The organism is Pseudorhodobacter sp., from assembly GCF_030452865.1.
In the GTDB taxonomy this organism is placed as follows: Bacteria; Pseudomonadota; Alphaproteobacteria; order Rhodobacterales; family Rhodobacteraceae; genus Pseudorhodobacter.
Genome location: NZ_JAKDLJ010000028.1, coordinates 1 through 17,557, shown reverse-complemented (window position 1 = coordinate 17,557; position 17,557 = coordinate 1). Strand labels below are relative to the sequence as shown.

The window sequence follows — 17,557 nt, the reverse complement described above, 5'->3', positions numbered from 1 at the left end:
TGCACTGGCTTTCTGGGCCTGCGGTGGCCAGGCCCGTCAGACGAAACTCCGCACTGTCTCAATCGCGCCTTTGAGTGCTTTTCCGTCCGGGTCTTGCAATGCCGCTTCGCGCAGACGGGCGATCCATTCGGCGGCGTCTTTGCGGCCTTTCAGCAGAGCTACGGCACCCATCACCGTGGCAAATTTCGTCAAGCCGCGCGCGTGGGTGTCGGAATAGCCTTTGATCAAGCGGCGACATTTCACCAACTCCACACTCAGCGCGTAATCTTTGGGCAAAGGTGCTAGGCTTTGTTGCAACCAGTCTTTCAGATGCGCAGTCTCAACCTCATGCCGCCGGGTGCGCAGGCGATAGGTTTTCAACCCGCCCAGCACATGCAGCGCCAGATAGGCCGGCAGCGCATCGGTCCGCAATCTGCGCCCTTTGCCGAACCAGCGATCCAGCCGCGCCATACGGTTCGGGCTCGCCTCCATCCATGCACCCATTTTTGCGGGAAGCATCCCTGCGATTTCCTCAGCCCTTGGGTGGAAGAATTCGGTTAGATGGATCAGTTGACCGTCTTTTGCCCCCATTTCGGCCCTGATCCGATCAAACCGAGGGCCGCGCGTTTTCAGATCCGCCACCCGGATGATGTCATCATAGGCCATCGCATTGGCAATATATTTGGCCGCTGCAAGGCTGAGCAACCACGTCTGCGCCGCATCATCGCGCGCCACGACAGTCGCCAGAAAATCAAGATAAACCGTGCCATAGCGGCAATCTTGAAAATCAACCACTTTGCGCAGGCCCGCCTTGGCCATGGCCTGCACAGGTTCGGGTAGCTGTTCCGCCCGCGTGATCAGTGCCTGCCAATCCTTCATGTGCCGCGTGGGTCCGACGATCTGCGGCGAGGGCACAGGCGCATCAGCATCCGGTGTCGCCCCCCCTGCCACGGCCACATCAAAGCCGGCGGCGAAGGCGCGCAGGCTCGGCTCCACCCCTTTGCCACCTGCGCGTATGGCATCCTCGAACGCCGCGCGGTCAAACGGCAAAGCACCGGAACCGGCCAAGGCACCAAACAGCGACGCCGAAATCACCGAGCCTTGACCAACGGCCAACCTGTCCATATTGGCCAGAATAAGCCGCTGTGAGGCTATTTCTGCCGCCGCCCGCACCTCATCGGCATCGGCAATCCCATCGCCGGGCGCGGATTTTTCTGACACCGCAAGCGCACGGTGGGTCGAGCCGATCAAGGTGGTGCGGTCCGGGGTCACAAAGCCGCGCAGCACGGCGCGGCCAACCTCCATCATCTCGGATGCAATCAGCACATCCACATCACCCGCGGAAGGGGCCAGCGCAAAGACCGGTTGTTGGTCGCTCACCGGGGCCATTTCGACGTAATAGATTGTCGCCCCGGTGCGCTGCGCCACGCCCGCCACGCTGGTCGCCTGACAGACATAGCCCTGCGCCCGCGCCAATGCTTCTATCCAGCCGGTCAGCACGCCGCCACCTTGCCCGCCGACCGCCATTACTGCCAGTTTGATGATGTCGCCCACACGCGCATCACGGGGTTTTTCGGGCAATACCAGATCCTTCATTGCACCACCCCTTCCAGCCGCAACCGTTTGTCATCCCGGCGCGTTTGCAGCCAGCGGATCAGGCGGCCCCGCATCCCGGCGCGCCAAGCCTCGAAACCCTTTGGATTGTGCACGACATCCGCGCGGTAGAATGACGGGCACAGCACTGCGGCATCTGCCACTTCACCGCAGTTGCCGCAGCCGACGCAGGTTTCGTCAATATGGGCAATCGGGTCATCGCGCAGCGGATCATCCAGCCGTTTCAGCGACAAGGACGGGCAACCAGACAACCGGATGCAGGCGTGATCACCGGTGCAGATATCGTTGTCGATGCCGAAACGTGGCACATCCACACGCCGCCCGTCCTTGATCGCCTTCACCCGGATCGGCTTTTCCCGGCGCTGTTTGTTCAGCATACATTCCGACGACATCACAATGACTTTCGGGCCATTGTAATCCGTCGTCAGCGCCTCGCGCACCGTGTCGCGCACCTTGCCCACATCATAGGTCCGGTCGATCTGCCTTATCCATTTCACGCCAACACCTTTCAGCGCGGCGGAAATCGGGTTGTTGGTGGATTTACTCTTGTTCGGGGCGCGCGATGACAGCACGTCCTGCCCACCGGTGGCTGCGGAATAATAGTTATCGACGATCACCACCACCGAGTCGGATTTGTTGAACACCATATTCCCGATAGATGACGACAGCCCATTGTGCCAAAACCCGCCATCGCCCAGAATAGAGATCGCGCGCCGCTCTCCGCCACCATCAAACGCCGCGTTTGAGGCAGGCCCAAGGCCATAGCCCATGGTAGAGCCGCCAATTTCAAACGGCGGCAGGCAGGCGAAAAGGTGGCAGCCGATATCGCCGGTGATCTGATGCTTGCCCAACTCCTCCTCCACCAGCTTCATGCCGGCAAATATGGGGCGTTCAGGACAGCCGGTGCAAAACCCCGGTGGCCGGATCGGCACGGTTTTTGACAGGTCCGGTATTTTCGGCGCTTCTGTATTCGGGGCGCGCACATTGCCGGGCAGCATGTCCGGGGCGGCCACTTTCAAAAACGCGGTGACGCCATCCAGCATCACCTGGCCGGTATATTCCCCCGCCATCGGCAGCATATCCTTGCCGTGCAGTTTCACCCGCCGCTCCAGCTTGTAAAGATACGAGCCTAACTGCTGCTCGATGTGATCGGGTTGCCCTTCCTCCACCACCAGAACATGGTCCTTGCCAGTGCAAAAGGCATCAAACTCATCTTTCAGCAGCGGATAGGTGACGTTCAACACATAAATAGGCACTTCGGTTTCGCCGTAAACATCCGCCAACCCCAACCGCTGCAACGCGCGGATGACGCCGTTGTACATGCCGCCCTGCACCACGATGCCAAGCGGTGCGTTTTGCGGCCCGAACACCTCATTCAGCTTGTTCTCAACGATGAACTTTTCCGCAGCGGGCCAGCGATTGTTGATTTTGTCCTGCTCATGCAGATAGCTCATCGGCGGCAGCACCACGCGGTTGAAATCGGACCGCGGGTTCGACACTGCCTCGCGCACTGTCAGCGGTGGCGGCACGTTGTCCTTGGTCGCAAAACTTCCCGTCACATGGCAGGACCGGATACGCACCATCAGCATCACCGGGGTATTGGAAGCCTCCGACAACTCAAACCCGTCCTTCACCGCCTTGGTGATACATGGCAGGTTGGGGCGCGGGTCCAGCATCCAGAATTGTGACTTCATCGCAAAGCCGTGGCTGCGTTCCTGCATGATCGACGAGCCTTCACCGTAATCTTCGCCCACGATCACCAGCGCACCACCTGTCACGCCGGATGACGACAGGTTCGCCAGCGCATCGGAGGCCACGTTGACACCAACCGGCCCCTTGAACGTGACCGCCCCCCGGATCGGATAATGCACCGACGCCGCCAACATCGCCGCCGCCGCCGCCTCGCTGGCATTGGCCTCAAACCGCACGCCAAGTTCGGCCATCAACGCCTCTGCATCCGCCAGCACATCCATCAAATGGCTGATCGGCGCCCCTTGGTAGCCGCCGACATAACCGACACCATTTTCCAGCAACGCCTTGGTGATGGCGAGGATGCCTTCGCCGGTGAACACATCACCGTCACCCTTGCGCAGATGTTCGACCTCGGCCTTGAATGAACGCTCTGCCATTGGTCCCCTGCCCCCTTAAAAATCGTGTTTGCGGATGTTGCGCAGCATGGTTTTGAGCGTGCCAATCAAGGCCCGCTTTTCGGTGTCACTGATCCCGGCAAACATCGCCTCATTCGCCCGCGTCAGATGCGGCCAAAGCCGGTTATAGGCAGCGCGCCCTGTGTCGGTCAGAAAGACACGGGTGGCGCGGCTGTCCTCCGCATCTGTCACCCGCCGGATCAACCCATCGCGTGCCAGCGGGTCCAGCGCCCGGCTCAGCGTTGATTGCGGCACAACGGTATAGACCGCCAACTCACGGATCAAAATGCCATCAATCACCGACAAAACCGCCAGGGACCGCATTTGCGGTGTGGTCAGCCCCTGCACTGCCATTTCTTGCCGCACGGCGGCGTTGTAGCGCCCCATGATCCGGTTCATCAGATAAGGCGGGAAGCCTTCCAGCCCCATTTCAGCGAGTTGCTGCGCGGCGGCGGTTGGGATGTTGCCCTGATCATTCATGCGCCCAGCCCCTTCGCCACGTTGAAGCCTGACCCGCCCCCCAAACCGGGGCCGGGATGGGTTGATGCGCCGATATGATACAGCCCCTTGATCGATGTTGTGTTATTGACCTGCCCGGCGAAAGGTCGCCAGACAAAGAACTGATCGAGCGCGCAAGCGCCGCCGTAAGGGTCGCCCCCCACCAGATTGATGTTCATCGCCTCCAGATCGGCAGGTGAATAGGCGCGGCGTTTCAGCTTTATCGCGTCAAAATTTCGGATGTGCGTCTTCAGAATACCCTCGATCCGGTCGGCAAAAGCCTCTCTCATCGCCTCGGTCCAATCCGGGGTTGTCGCAATCTTGCCCGCAGCATCGCCTTTTATGACCCGTGGCGCATCCGGAATTTGCAGCCATAATACGGCTTTACCCTCCGGGCAGCGTGTCGCATCCAACCGGTGAGGTTGGCCCACGCAGATCGTCGGGGTTTCGGGCAACATGCCGCGTTCCGCCTCATTACAGGATTTGGAGACGGAATCGATGCCATCTGCCAGATGGATCAGGGCCACATCTTCCAACCCTGCGGCATTCCATTCGATCGGGCCATCCAGCGCGTAATGCAGTTGGAAGTTGCCACGGCCATGGCGGAATTTCCTGGTCGTTGGCGGGCGATGCTCCGGCGTCAAAAGCACATCGTAAAGCTGGCCGGGCGCGGTGCTGGCGATAACATTGGTGGCGCTGATGTCTTCGCCATCCGCCGTCACCACACCTCGCACCTTGCCCGCCTCGATCAGGATTTTCTGTGCCTCAACACCCGTGCGGATCTTGCCGCCATTCGCCTCGATCAGCGACTTAAACGCCTGCGCTGCCTGTGCTGCCCCACCCTTGGCAACGGGTGCGCCAGCCGCCTCCAAAGCAAAGGCGATGACGCGCGACATCTGCCCGCCATAGCTCGCCTCTGGCGTCAGGCCGACATGCAACACCCAAGGCGCCCAAAGCGCTTGCACGTCCGGGCTGGCATAGCGCGACTCCAACCAGCCACGCCCCGGCTCCAACGCCGCACCAAACCATGCCTTGAGATTGTTCAACCCGCGCGTCCAAGCCTGTTTCGCCAAAAGCCACGCCACTTGCCGCGACCAAAGCGGCTGCCCCAACAGCGCGAACAGGAAACCGGCATCCGCCTCAATACCGCCCACATCCGCTGCATGTTGATCGCCGTCCCCTGCCACACGCGCATTGAACGCAGCAATATTGGCCGCGCGGTCCATCGACAGCACCAAGGACGCCCCATTGGGGCGCAACACGGCGGCCGGATGCGGGGAATGGCAAAATTCCAACCCATGTTTGGCAAGATCTGCCCCCAGTGCGGCATGCGCCGGACCCGTCAGAAACAGCACAAAGGTCGTTGCCATCACATCATGGTGAAACCCCGGCAGCGTCACCTCATCAGTATAAAGACAACCGCCGATGCGGTCATTGCGTTCGATCACCAACACAGAGTCGCCCTTGCGCGACAGCATCGCCGCGGCCACCAACGCATTGATGCCCGACCCGATGATCAGATGATCGAACGCAGCCATTCGGCGTCAGCCCTTGGGAACCAGCGCCAGTGCCCGGATCGGGCTGCCAGTGCCATTCTCGATCTTGAGCGGGGCCGCGATCAGGATGGCACCCTTGGCCGGCAGTTTGTCGAGGTTGGCCAAGGATGCCAGACCAAAGCAGTTGTCACGGTGCAGCAGATTATGCGCCGGGAAAGGTGGCGTCATCCCACCGGCTTGCCCCGCATCGGTGCCGATGCATTGCGTCCCCCAGCCAACAATCTTTTTGCTCAACAGATATTCAATCGCATCCGGCGTCGGCCCCGGCGAGTGCGGCCCCTTGTCGTCGGCATTCAGGAACTTTGCCTCATCATCCGCGCGCTTGTCCCAATCGGTGCGCATGACAACCCATTCGCCAGCATTGATCGCGCCGTGCTTGGCTTCCCATTCCTTGATGCCATCCGCCGTCAGCAGGAAATTCGCATCCTTTTGCGATTGCGCTGAACAGTCGATCACATTGACCGGCGCAATCAGCCGCTGCACATCCAACTTGTCGGTGTAGCCTTCGGGATAATCCTTGCCGGTGATCCAATGGTGCGGCGCGTCAAAATGTGTGCCGGAATGTTCACCCAGCACCATCCAGTTCCACGCAAAGAACGGACCATCCTTGTCATATTCCGAAATCTTGTGAATCTCGACCCGTGGCGTGTTCTTGGCAAAATCCGGCGGCAGTTGCAGGATCGGCGTATTGGGGCCAAGCACCCCCGTACAATCCACCACTTCAATCCCGCCCGAAGCCAGCATCCGGCCCAGATCCTTCATGACATCCGCTGCGCCCATCTTTCAAAACTCCCTGAAAATCCGACTTGGTTCGCGTGTTGGTTGATGAAACAACGCTAGACAAATTCAAATGCATTTGCAATTATATTTCGAGGGGAGTGCATCCATCATGACCACGGACGCAGACGCTATTTTCATCGGCGCCGGACACAACAGGACCTGTCATGGTTTCGTTCCGGTTTTTCGAGAGCAATATATGCCACGCAAAAAGGATATTCCAAAATGACCCTCTGCCAAGGGACTTGCAATTGCCCCGGCCCCGGTCTAAATCGCCCACAGTGCCGCGTTAGCTCAGTTGGTTAGAGCGCTTGATTGTGGATCAAGAGGTCCCCCGTTCGAGCCGGGGACGTGGTACCATCCTTAATATTGCCGATTGCACAGGGATGGCATTGCCTTATGCTTGCACCCGTCATTCAGGAGGTATCACCATGAGAATTGCGGCATTGCTTGGCCTTCTCACATTGCTTTGCGCCTGCGGCGGTATTCCGTTGGTTCCCTTCATCTGATTTGCGTCAGGCTCTTGGCCCCGCGACGCGGGCGACTTATGGTCATGGTCCAAACTCAGAAAATGAACGGATGACCATGACCCCAGATATCGCCGCGCGCATTTCCCGCCTGATCGCCAGCGAAATCGGCGCTGCCCCCGGTCAGGTCAACGCCGCTGTCGACCTGCTCGATGGCGGTGCCACCGTGCCTTTCGTTGCGCGCTACCGCAAAGAGGTGACGGGCGGCCTCGATGACACACAGTTGCGCAACCTCGCCGAACGGCTGACGTACCTGCGGGAGATGGAGACGCGCCGCACCGCGATCCTGTCGTCGATCAAGGAGCAGGGCAAACTGACGGATGCCTTGACGGCGAGCCTGACAAAAGCCGTCACCAAGGCCGAGTTGGAAGATATCTATCTGCCGTACAAGCCGAAGCGACGTACCCGCGCGATGATCGCGCGCGAAAACGGGCTTGGCCCCTTGGCGGACGGGATTCTGGCGGACCGATCCGCAGATCCAGAGCGGCAGGCGGCGGGTTTTGTAAATGCCGACGTGCCCGACACCAAGACCGCGCTTGAAGGCGCGCGTGACATCATTGCCGAAGGGTTGGCCGAGGATGCCGCCTTGCTTGGCAAATTGCGTACCCATATGAAATCGGTGGCACGCCTTGTCGCCACCGTCGTTGCTGGAAAAGAGGCCGAAGGTGCCAAGTTTTCCGACTATTTCGCCCATTCCGAACCCTGGCACTCCGCCCCATCCCACCGCGTTCTGGCGATGCTGCGCGGGCGCAACGAAGGGTTTCTGACGCTCGATCTGGCGGTAGACCCGGATGCGGCGCGCGGCCAATCCCCTTGCGAAGCAACCTGCGGCGCGGCATTGCAAGCGGGCGGCCAAGGCAAGGGTGACATCTGGCTGCGCGAGGTCGCGGCATGGGCGTGGCGCATCAAGCTGAAAACCTCGCTCACGCTCGATCTGATGGGCGATCTGCGCGACCGGGCAGAGGCGGAGGCGATCCGGGTTTTTGCCCGCAACCTCAAGGACTTGCTTCTGGCCGCTCCGGCGGGCGGCAAGGCGACGATGGGGCTTGATCCCGGTATTCGCACAGGGGTCAAGGTGGCGGTGATTGATGCCACGGGCAAGCTGCTTGGCACCGACACCGTCTATCCGTTCCAGCCAAAGAACGACCTGCGAGGTGCGCAGATCACCATCGCGCAACTGATCGGGAAGCATGGCGTCGGGTTGATCGCCATCGGCAATGGCACTGCCAGCCGTGAGACCGAAAAGCTGGTCGCCGACCTGCTGGCAGTGTTGCCTGCCAAGGCGGCGAAGCCTGTGAAAGTGATCGTGTCCGAGGCAGGCGCTTCGGTTTATTCCGCGTCCGAACTCGCCGCCAAGGAATTCCCGGATCTCGATGTGTCGCTTCGTGGTGCAGTCTCCATCGCGCGCAGATTGCAGGATCCGTTGGCGGAACTTGTGAAAATCGAACCAAAGGCCATTGGTGTAGGCCAGTATCAGCATGATGTGGACCAGCATCGTTTGGGTCGTTCGCTGGAAGCAGTGGTCGAAGACGCTGTGAACGCGGTTGGCGTGGATTTGAACACGGCTTCCGCGCCGCTGCTGGCGCGCGTCTCTGGTGTCGGGCCGGGGCTGGCGGAGGCGATTGTCGCCCATCGCGACGCCAACGGGCCCTTTGCCAAGCGCCGTGATCTGTTAAAAGTCGCGCGGTTGGGGCCGAAAGTGTTTGAACAGGCGGCGGGTTTCCTGCGCATTTCCGGCGGCGCAGAACCGCTCGATGGTTCGTCAGTCCACCCCGAAGCCTATGACATCGCGCGCAAGATCGTCGCCGCGTGTGGGCGCGACCTGCGGGAGGTGATGGGATCGCCGAAGCTCGCGCAGCTTGATCCGATGCAATTCGTTGATGACCGATTCGGCCTGCCGACGATCAAGGACATCCTGTTGGAACTTGAAAAACCCGGCCGCGACCCACGCCCGGAATTCAAGACCGCCACTTTCGCCGACGGGGTGGACGATATCAAAGACCTCAAACCCGGCATGATGCTGGAAGGCACCGTGACCAACGTCGCCGCCTTTGGCGCGTTCGTCGATGTCGGGGTGCATCAGGACGGGCTGGTGCATGTCAGCCAGCTTGCCGACAAGTTTGTCTCCGACCCGCATGAGGTGGTAAAAGCCGGCGATGTGGTGAAAGTCCGGGTGGTAGAGGTCGATGTGCCGCGCAAACGCATCGGGTTGACGATGAAGAAAGACAGCGGTGAGGCGCGCGAACAGGCGGCCGAACGCCAAGGAAACCGTGCCCACGGTCAGCCTCAGAAAATCCAGTCGAAACCGGCCCAGATGCAAAGCGCACCGAAATCCGCCACGGCAGCCAACCCTTTTGCCGATGCCCTGCGGGGTAAATTCGGCAAATGAAAAGGGACCCCTCTGCGTGACCTGACGCTTCGGCAGATGTGTTGAAGACAGAGACAGTGCTGGCCACTAAGTGGCCGCGCTGACCCGCTCAGCGACTTCAAGCAATCGCATGCCGGACAACGGACAATCGCTTGGCTGAAACCATCACCGGTCTCAATCAGGCGTAGGTCATCGCGCCGCGCAGTTCGTGGAAAATCATGGGAGATGTCGAACTGGAAACCGTCAAATGGTCGGCGGGTTCAGCCAGCGCCACCTGCACGGGGGCATCGGAAACATCCCCGCAGACAAGGCTGAAGAAGGCGACTACGCCCGGATCGAAAAATTCAATATGGGCGCATACAGCGGGCTACTGGATCTTTGGCAAAACATGGGGTTCATTCCGGAAATCGATCGGCGTCTTGATCTCGTTCTTTGGCTATGAACAAGAAGACGCGACACCCGAGAAAGAACGCAGCACGGCTGCGCGGGTGGACTGCCCTTGCGTGACCACAGGAACACACAGGATGGGCAGCGCGAACAGACCCCCTACTCCGACTGTAAAACTGTCCGCGCCCACAGCCTCATATTGATCGGCTTATCCACTCCTCCGCACATCAGGGCAGGCGGTAGTTTCCTAAAAAGGGGACTTAGAGCACCCCAAGGGTGCTCTAAGTGGATATCATCATCACATCTTGTAAGGTGCTTTACCGGCTTCAGGGCGCCGCCTTTTTTTTGCAGCCGGTGGATCAGTTGGTCAGCAGATAATAGCTGTTCCGCTTGCGGCCCTGATTGGTGACCTTGACATAGAAATAGCCGTTCCACGCCGGGACGAAATCGCAATAGAACTTGTCATAAACCCGCGCAGGGCATCCGACACGATTGCCATTCTCATCGGTCACCACAACCGAAAGCGGCGCATCACCGTCGCCCGAAATACCAATCTCGGCGTAGGAATTGCCATAGAACGGGATTTTCCACAGATCGACAGACCCAACCGGCAAGCGGCTGAAATCACGCGACGCGCCGCCGATGCGGCCCCGCGCGCCTTCGGCTTCCACATCCTCGATCAGGCCGATCATCGTCTCATCGCCCGCCGCGAATTCACGCGCACTTGCCAGCATCACTGCGGCGTCAGCCGGGGCTTCGGCGGCATCCGCCTCCTCGGTCGTGCCTTCGGCGGTTGTGGTTTCCTTTTCCTGCTTCACATCGGTCAGTGCGACTTCGGCCACCAATTTGGCAGCGGTCAGCGCCATCAGCGCATCTTTGTTGGCGACGGCAATCGCGTAAAGCCCTTGCGCCATGTCGAACTGCGCGACACCTCCGGGGGTGCCGGTCGCGGTTTCATCGACGTTCGGGCCGGATTTGTCCTGGGCAAAACCGGGTGCTGCAAAGGCGACTAGCGCAGTCGTTGCCAGAATGGTCGTCAGGGATTTCAGGGTCATGGGCTTTCAATTCCTTTGGGTTTATGCAGCAATCGCTGCGAGGTTCAGCAAAGTTTCATGCAGCGATATTTGCATTGAACACGCAGCTTGAGAAGACTGTTTAATGTGACAAATTCCGTCACTTAGTCCGTACCACCCTCAGGTTGAAAAGCGACAGACACACTATTGCGCCGTCGGGCGCGGCCGTGGCAACCGCCCCAGCCCGCGCGCTCCACCTTGCCGTGCCAGCGCAACTGCCGCAGTCGCGGCGCCCGCGTCAAGACAATCGCCAAGGTCGGCACCCTGCAACCAAAGTAGCAGAAACCCCGCGTTGAATGCGTCGCCCGCGCCAACGGTATCAACCACCGGCGTCGGCTGCGGCGGACGATGCAGCCGCTTGCTGCCAAAGACTGCCTCCGCACCCGCTGCCCCCCGCTTGACCACGACCAACGGCGCATGATCGGCAATCGGCGCGTGCAGTGCCAACGCGTCCGCCTCTGCCTGATTTGGCAAGAACACATCAACCCCGCGCAGAAGTTGCACCAGATCGGACCGGGCGAGCACTTCGGCATCCCAGGCGCAATCGCTTGACACCGTCATGCCCACCGCCTTCGCTGCGGTGCTTATTCCGGGGGCATCAGCCAGGCTTGCCAATTCACCGATATGCAGATGACCAAAACGCCCAGAGGCGATCAGCGTCTCCAACCCGTCCGGGAAAGCCGGACCGGAGCGGCGAGTGACAAACGCCCGATCCCCACCCGCGATCATCGCAACAGTGATCTGCGGCTCTGCCCCCGCTGCGGCATGGCAACAAGCTGAAAGATCGAGCGCGGCAGCCGCAAGCTCTGCCGCGATTGCGCCAGCAAAAGGTTCCGCAGGAATGGTACATGCCAGCGTGACCGAGCACCCCAGGGCCGCAAGATAGGCCGCCGTGATATAGGCGCCGCCACCCGCTGTCAGGGCAAGCGAGCTTGCGTAAACCTCCTGCCCCGGCAAGGGCGGCGCACAAAGCCCTCCCATCACCAGATCACAATAAAGCCGCCCGGCGCACAGAATGGGGCGGAGTGTTCGAGGTCCGGCGCCTTCGTTCATGCAAGTGCCATCCCATCGGGGCCGAACAGATGCAGGTTCGCGGGATCAACCGCCAAAGACACCAGCGCGCCAAGCGCGGGCGGCTTGCGACCATCGGCATGGGCGACAACCTCCTGTCCGCCGATATCGACATAGGCGAGGGTTTCAGCACCAAGGGGTTCGAGCACAGTGACACGACCTTCAAAACTGCCCTGCCGCCCCTCCGTGACCCGCAGATCATCCGGGCGAATACCAACGGTCAGCGCACCGGTTGCACCGCATGGATCGCGGGCGATATGTCGCCCGGCAACGGAAATGCCACCGGAAACGACCTGACCCGGCAACATATTCATCGAAGGCGCACCGATGAACTGCGCGACAAAGGTGTTTGCCGGTTGGTGATAGACTTGCGCCGGAGTACCGACCTGCTGGATATGGCCGTCTTTCATAATGACGATCCGGTCGGCCATTGTCATCGCCTCGACCTGATCGTGAGTTACAAAAACAATTGTAGTTCCAACACGTTGATGAAGTTTCTTAATCTCAAGTCTCATCTGTGCGCGCAGTTGCGCGTCAAGGTTCGACAGCGGCTCATCAAACAGGAACACCGCCGGGTCACGCACCATGGCCCGACCGATTGCGACCCGCTGGCGCTGCCCACCCGAAAGCTGTGCAGGGCGGCGATCGAGGTAGTCCGTCATCGACAGGATCGCTGCGACCTCCTCGATGCGTTTCTCCTTCTCGGCTTTCGGCGTTTTCGCGGTGCGCAGACCAAAGCCGATGTTCTTGCGCACCGTGAGATGCGGGTAGATCGCGTAGTTCTGGAACACCATCGCAATGTCACGATCTTTCGGTTCCAGATGGTTCACCACCTTGTCGCCAATCCGCACCTCTCCGCCCGAGACATCCTCTAGCCCCGCAATCATCCGCAGCGTCGTGGATTTTCCGCACCCTGAGGGGCCAACAAAAACCACGAACTCGCCATCCGCCACGTCAAGGCTGATTCCATGCAGAACCTCGGTCTTGCCATAGGTCTTGACCAGATTTCGCAGGCTCAACGTGGCCATGACCTACTCCGACAGAAGGGCGTTGAAGGCGGCATCGCGGGCGGCAGTTGCGAAGGCAATCCGCTTGGCATTCAGTTGGTCCCGCATCTCGCAATCGCTCAGGTCATGGCGATATTGCGTCAGGGCGTCGTCCATCGCGGCGGGGGCTGGCCCGCCGAAGCGACTGCGCTGCCTCACGAAGTTTTCGGGGCTTACAGCGGCGGCATAGCCTGCGGCATCCAGCGACGACTCCGCCCCGACCTGATCCCCGAAAGCTCCAACGAAAGCCGCGTAACCATTGGCAAGGCCAGTCCCTTCGGCGATCACCGCGCGGGCAGTTTTCGCAGCGATGTCATGCGCCTGCCGAAAACTCAAACCGTCCTCCCTCACCAAGCTGTCGGCCAGTTCGGTGATGGTGACACAAGCCGCATCCATATTCGCCGCAACCCGGTCGGCCCGGATCGAACAGGCCGGGACCAGCGTTTGCAGCAGCGTCAGAACCCGCGCAGCGCCGTCAAAGACCGCGTAACCTGCAACCTGCACCTCCCCTTCGCTGTCGTTCATATCGGTGAAGGGTGTGTTGTGCATCGTGTTGATCACTGCATCACAGCGCCCGACCGTCATGCTCGCCAAATGGCGCAAATGCTCAATCGGGACCGGGTTGCGCTTTTGCGGCATGATGGAGGAGATTTGCACAAGGCTGTCGGGCACATGCAACTGCCCCACCTCGAACGCGGTCCAGAACTGCATATCCTGAATGACGCGACCAAGGTGCAGAAAGATCAGCTTGATCGCGGAATAGGTCGCAGTGATATAGTCGACCGAGGCGATGCAACCGTAGGAATTGCGCAGGGGTTCGGAAAAGCCCAACAACTCCGCCATACGGTGGCGGTTGATCGGAAAGCCGCTGGTGGTGATCGCCGCCGCACCCATCGGACAATGATCCTGCAATTCGCGGGCGGTGCCAAGCCGCGCCGTATCGCGCAGCAACACCTCGACCATCGCGCCCAGATAATGGCCGTAGGTTGTCGGTTGCGCGGGCTGGCCGTGGGTATAGGCGACAATCAACGTGTCGCGTTCGCGTCGGGCGGTTTTGAGCAAAGCCCTGAGCAGGTCACTGCATTGCGCGGTCAAACGGTCGGTCTTTTCCCGCAGAACCATCTTGAACACGGTATGGTCCATATCATTGCGTGACCGCGCGGTATGCAAAGCGCCTGCGACATCTGGGCCAAGGCGGCGCTTCAACTCTGCCTCGACCAGAAAGAAGTAATCCTCATATTCTCCGGTATATTTCAGCGCCGAAAGGTCGAGGTCGGCGTCGATCCCTGTCAGCGCACGGGCTATCTTGCGGGCGGTAGCGCGCGGCAATATCCCGGTTTCCACCAGCATCACCAGATGGGCGCGGTTGATCGCGCGCACCGGGTCGGCGTAATGGGTTTTCGCCGCATCGAATAACGGAGCCAGCACCGTGTCACGATAGGTCGGATCCGGAAATTTATCGTTACTCATCCCTTCAGCCCCGCCATTGCCACGCCGCGAATGATAAACCGCTGGAACACCAGAAAGACGACAAGCGTGGGGATTGTCGCCAAGGCTGCACCCGTCATGATCAATTCCCATTCCACCGCCTGTTCAACCGAAAACGTGGTCAGCCCCACCGGTAAAGTGTAAAGTTCGGAGCTGGAGGTCACGATCAACGGCCACAAAAACGCGGTCCAGTTGCCCAGAAACACAAAGATCGCCAGCGCCGAAAGCGCGGGCGCAACGAGTGGCAAGGCTACCGACCACCAGATCTGAAACTCATTCAAACCGTCGATGCGCGCCGCTTCCAAGAAATCATCCGGCACGGTTTCAAAGAACTGTTTCATCAGGAAGGTGCCGAAGGCTGTCATCATCCCCGGAAACATGATGCCCCAGTAACTGTCGAGCCAGCCAAAGGATTTCGACATCAGATACCACGGGATCACCAGCATTTCTGTGGGAATCATCAACGTCGACAGGATTGCCACGAACACGACGGTCCGACCTCGAAAGCGAAATTTGCACAGGGCGTAGCCGACTAGCGCATCGAAGAACACCGCCGAAACGGTGGTCAACGTGGCAATCAGCAGCGAGTTGCCGAACCAGCGCAAAAAGCGGCCATCCGACAGGACATAGGTGTAATTCTCAAACGTCGGCTCTTTCGGAATGATGTTCAGATCATACATCTCAAACGGGTATTTGATGGAGGCCGAGAGCATATAGACAATCGGCATCACCATGGCGATGGCCCCCAGCGCCAGCAGCGTCCAGCGCAGCACCGACCACGGATCACGCGGGCCTTTTGCGGTGCGACCGCTTCGCATCAACGCGGCGGAACTGGCGCGAATATCGCTCATGGTTTTTCCCGCAGGATGTACAACTGGCCAAGGCTGACCACCAGCAGGATGCTGAACAGCACCACGGTTTGCGCGGCAGCATAGCCCATGTCGAAGCTGGAAAACGCGGTCTGATAGATCATCAGCACAAGGGGTTTGGTACTGTCGAGCGGCCCGCCGGGATTGTTGGTGGTCATGTTGAACACCTGATCGAATATCCGCAGAAACCCGATGGAGGAGAACACGACCAGAAACACGATGGTCGGTTTCAGCAGTGGCAGGGTAATCTCGGACAGGGTCGTCCAGTTCGAGACCCCGTCGATCTTTGCCGCCTCATAATAGCTTTGCGGAATTGCCCGCAACCCGGCCATGAAGATGATGATCTGAAAGCCGAGGCCGGCCCAGATCGCAGGCAGCAAAATGGCAGGCAAAGCGTTGGTGGTGGAGTTCAGAAAGCTGATCTGGCTGAACCCGAACGACGCCAGAGCGTTGTTGAAAAGCCCGATCGGCACCGGTTGATAGAACCAGCGCCAGACCCAAGCCATCGCGACGGTGGAGGTCAGGAACGGCAGAAAATAGAACGCGCGCAAAGTGTTGTGCAGAAATCGCACCTTCTCCAACTGATAGGCGATCAAAAAGCTGAGGATCAATGAAATCGGTGTGCCAAGGATCAGATACATGAACGTATTGCGAAACACTTTCCAGAATACCGGATCGGCCCAGAGTTTTTCGAAATTCGCCAGGCCGACCCATTCGCGCGGGCCAAGCAGGTTCCAGCTTTGAAAGCTCAGGACAATGGCGTTCAGGGTCGGGTAAAACCGGATCACCCCATAGAACAGGATCGGGACCGCCAGAAACCCCCAGGCCCAGACCACCTGTTTCTGGCGGATCGACAGATTGCGGTATATGCGCATCCATTGCCCCAATTCATCCGGACCGCATTCAGATCCCCGGTCCGCGGCGCGTCGGGGCGGCACCACGGCGCCGCCCATCTTGAAGGCTTACTTGTTGTAATAAGCGTCGAGTATCTTTTGTTCGGATTTCGCCGCGATATCCAACGAGTCCTTGGCCGATTGCGCTTCAAGGAACATCCGGCTGACCGCATCCATCATCACTTGGCGCTGCGCGGATTCGTCGGCGAAAACCGTGGTGTGCGCATAGGACAAGCCTTTGACGAAGGGACCATAGATCGGATCGGCGAGGTTTGCTTCCGTCATCGCCGCCGATGGTTTTGCGGGCAATTCACCAACGGTTTCCAGCCAGATCTGCATCGCCTCATCCGAGGTGATATATTGCATGAACTTCACTGCCGCGTCGTATTTCTCACCCGTCGCTTTGGTTGTGATCGCGTTGACCCAATAGCTGGCGTAATTCGACTTGGTGCCATCCGGCCCGGCAGGCAGTTCCGCGACACCCCATTTCAACCCGCGCGTGTCCTTCAGCGCCCCAAGCCGGAACGAACCGTCGATGTGCATCCCCGCGCGGCCGGCTTTGAAGGCCGCTTGCGCCTCATCCATGAAGGTGGAGGATGTCACACCATCTTTCAGTTGCAAATCGGCATAAAACTGCAACGCTGCCACACCGGCATCGGTGTTGTATTCCACTGTCTTGTTGTCGGCTGAATAGGGATGCCCGCCAAACTGGCGCAGCAGCACCTCACGCCACCACTGGTGGTCTTGTCCGGCCATACCAGAGGTCAGGCCTTCGGCAGTGATATTGCCCGCCGCATCTTTGGTCGTCATCTTCTTGGCAAAATCGACAAGTTCATTCAGGTCTTTCGGCGGCGCGGTCAGACCTGCTTCTTCAAACATCCGCTCATTATAGAACAACGCGAGGGAGCGGACCGCCGTGGGCAAGGCCATATATTTGCCGTCCTTTTTCATCGCCTGCACCATCGGGAAGCAATCCGCTTCGATCTTTTCAGGCGGGAACACATCGACCGGCAAAGGCTGGATCAGCTTGGCTTGCTCATAATCATTCAGCCAGCCATAGAACAGTTGCACGACATCCGGGCCTTCACCCGCCGGAATCGCTGCTGCAACCTTGGTGCGATAGGCATCATAGGGGAAGGTGTTCTGCTTGACAGTGATATCCGGGTTTGCTGCCTCGAAATTCGCGATCAGTGTGTCCATCGCCTTGATCCGCGCGTCAAAGATATACTGCCAATATTCAATCTCGACGGCGGAGGCGGGGGCA

14 protein-coding genes and 1 tRNA gene are annotated in these 17,557 nt (G+C 59.6%); 3 read left to right on the top strand and 12 right to left on the bottom strand.

The features are described 5' to 3' along the window. Positions 1–36 precede the first annotated feature (36 nt). From L0H65_RS03420 to L0H65_RS03400, 5 genes are read right to left on the bottom strand one after another with little or no spacing between them, the layout of a single operon-like run. Positions 37–1,575: an indolepyruvate oxidoreductase subunit beta family protein gene (locus tag L0H65_RS03420; RefSeq protein ID WP_301457421.1), complete on the bottom strand. Its 1,539-nt coding sequence runs from the start codon at positions 1,573–1,575 to the stop codon at positions 37–39. Continuing rightward, positions 1,572–3,722 carry an indolepyruvate ferredoxin oxidoreductase subunit alpha gene (locus L0H65_RS03415; protein WP_301457419.1) on the bottom strand — a complete coding sequence of 717 codons (2,151 nt, stop codon included), beginning with the start codon at positions 3,720–3,722 and terminating at the stop codon, positions 1,572–1,574. The genes L0H65_RS03420 and L0H65_RS03415 overlap by 4 nt, the downstream gene beginning before the upstream one ends. 15 nt (positions 3,723–3,737) lie before the next feature. Continuing rightward, positions 3,738–4,220 (bottom strand): MarR family winged helix-turn-helix transcriptional regulator, encoded by a 483-nt coding sequence (locus tag L0H65_RS03410; RefSeq protein ID WP_301457418.1) that lies wholly within the window; start codon positions 4,218–4,220, stop codon positions 3,738–3,740. Next, entirely contained in the window at positions 4,217–5,776 is a 1,560-nt protein-coding gene (locus L0H65_RS03405; RefSeq protein ID WP_301457416.1) for an NAD(P)/FAD-dependent oxidoreductase, read from the bottom strand. Before L0H65_RS03405 ends, L0H65_RS03410 begins: the two co-directional genes overlap by 4 nt. Before the next feature lie 6 nt (positions 5,777–5,782). Then, positions 5,783–6,574 carry a cyclase family protein gene (locus L0H65_RS03400; protein ID WP_301457414.1) on the bottom strand — a complete coding sequence of 264 codons (792 nt, stop codon included), beginning with the start codon at positions 6,572–6,574 and terminating at the stop codon, positions 5,783–5,785. A gap of 280 nt (positions 6,575–6,854) precedes the next feature. On the opposite strand from L0H65_RS03400, the gene L0H65_RS03395 reads away from it, so the two are divergent. The 3 genes from L0H65_RS03395 (at position 6,855) to L0H65_RS03385 (ending at position 9,908) form a co-directional block, all read left to right on the top strand. Then, positions 6,855–6,931 (top strand) — tRNA-His (locus tag L0H65_RS03395). A gap of 225 nt (positions 6,932–7,156) precedes the next feature. Further along, positions 7,157–9,487, top strand: a complete 2,331-nt coding sequence (locus tag L0H65_RS03390; RefSeq protein ID WP_301457413.1) for a Tex family protein — start codon at positions 7,157–7,159, stop codon at positions 9,485–9,487. 226 nt (positions 9,488–9,713) lie between these two features. After that, the gene (locus tag L0H65_RS03385; protein WP_301457412.1) at positions 9,714–9,908 is read left to right on the top strand and encodes a hypothetical protein; all 195 of its coding nucleotides are present in this window, start codon (positions 9,714–9,716) and stop codon (positions 9,906–9,908) included. Between the two features lie 304 nt (positions 9,909–10,212). On the opposite strand, the gene L0H65_RS03380 is transcribed toward L0H65_RS03385, so the two are convergent. From L0H65_RS03380 to L0H65_RS03350, 7 genes are all read right to left on the bottom strand, one after another. After that, on the bottom strand, positions 10,213–10,908 hold the full coding sequence (locus L0H65_RS03380) for a hypothetical protein (protein ID WP_301457410.1): 696 nt from the start codon (positions 10,906–10,908) through the stop codon (positions 10,213–10,215). 162 nt (positions 10,909–11,070) lie between these two features. After that, complete coding sequence (locus L0H65_RS03375) at positions 11,071–11,979, bottom strand: carbohydrate kinase family protein (RefSeq protein ID WP_301457409.1); 909 nt, start codon at positions 11,977–11,979, stop codon at positions 11,071–11,073. Continuing rightward, a complete protein-coding gene (locus L0H65_RS03370) occupies positions 11,976–13,025 on the bottom strand; it encodes an ABC transporter ATP-binding protein (protein ID WP_301457407.1) in 1,050 nt (349 codons plus the stop codon). Before L0H65_RS03370 ends, L0H65_RS03375 begins: the two co-directional genes overlap by 4 nt. 3 nt (positions 13,026–13,028) lie before the next feature. After that, positions 13,029–14,513 carry an argininosuccinate lyase gene (argH, locus tag L0H65_RS03365; protein ID WP_301457405.1) on the bottom strand — a complete coding sequence of 495 codons (1,485 nt, stop codon included), beginning with the start codon at positions 14,511–14,513 and terminating at the stop codon, positions 13,029–13,031. After that, entirely contained in the window at positions 14,510–15,349 is an 840-nt protein-coding gene (locus L0H65_RS03360; RefSeq protein ID WP_301457423.1) for a carbohydrate ABC transporter permease, read from the bottom strand. Before L0H65_RS03360 ends, argH begins: the two co-directional genes overlap by 4 nt. A gap of 29 nt (positions 15,350–15,378) precedes the next feature. Next, positions 15,379–16,275, bottom strand: coding sequence for a carbohydrate ABC transporter permease (locus tag L0H65_RS03355; RefSeq protein WP_301457404.1), 897 nt, complete (start codon positions 16,273–16,275; stop codon positions 15,379–15,381). Between the two features lie 87 nt (positions 16,276–16,362). Continuing rightward, on the bottom strand, positions 16,363–17,557 hold a 1,195-nt coding region (locus L0H65_RS03350), incomplete at its 5' end, for an extracellular solute-binding protein (RefSeq protein WP_301457402.1).

Coding starts and splice junctions, on each gene's coding strand:
- L0H65_RS03410 (WP_301457418.1), bottom strand. CDS start 4,220: ATGAATGATCAGGGCAACATCCCAACCGCCGCCGCGCAGCAACTCGCT.
- L0H65_RS03360 (WP_301457423.1), bottom strand. CDS start 15,349: ATGCGAAGCGGTCGCACCGCAAAAGGCCCGCGTGATCCGTGGTCGGTG.
- L0H65_RS03375 (WP_301457409.1), bottom strand. CDS start 11,979: ATGAACGAAGGCGCCGGACCTCGAACACTCCGCCCCATTCTGTGCGCC.
- L0H65_RS03355 (WP_301457404.1), bottom strand. CDS start 16,275: ATGCGCATATACCGCAATCTGTCGATCCGCCAGAAACAGGTGGTCTGG.
- L0H65_RS03420 (WP_301457421.1), bottom strand. CDS start 1,575: ATGAAGGATCTGGTATTGCCCGAAAAACCCCGTGATGCGCGTGTGGGC.
- L0H65_RS03405 (WP_301457416.1), bottom strand. CDS start 5,776: ATGGCTGCGTTCGATCATCTGATCATCGGGTCGGGCATCAATGCGTTG.
- L0H65_RS03390 (WP_301457413.1), top strand. CDS start 7,157: ATGACCCCAGATATCGCCGCGCGCATTTCCCGCCTGATCGCCAGCGAA.
- argH (WP_301457405.1), bottom strand. CDS start 14,513: ATGAGTAACGATAAATTTCCGGATCCGACCTATCGTGACACGGTGCTG.
- L0H65_RS03415 (WP_301457419.1), bottom strand. CDS start 3,722: ATGGCAGAGCGTTCATTCAAGGCCGAGGTCGAACATCTGCGCAAGGGT.
- L0H65_RS03370 (WP_301457407.1), bottom strand. CDS start 13,025: ATGGCCACGTTGAGCCTGCGAAATCTGGTCAAGACCTATGGCAAGACC.
- L0H65_RS03385 (WP_301457412.1), top strand. CDS start 9,714: ATGGTCGGCGGGTTCAGCCAGCGCCACCTGCACGGGGGCATCGGAAAC.
- L0H65_RS03400 (WP_301457414.1), bottom strand. CDS start 6,574: ATGGGCGCAGCGGATGTCATGAAGGATCTGGGCCGGATGCTGGCTTCG.
- L0H65_RS03380 (WP_301457410.1), bottom strand. CDS start 10,908: ATGACCCTGAAATCCCTGACGACCATTCTGGCAACGACTGCGCTAGTC.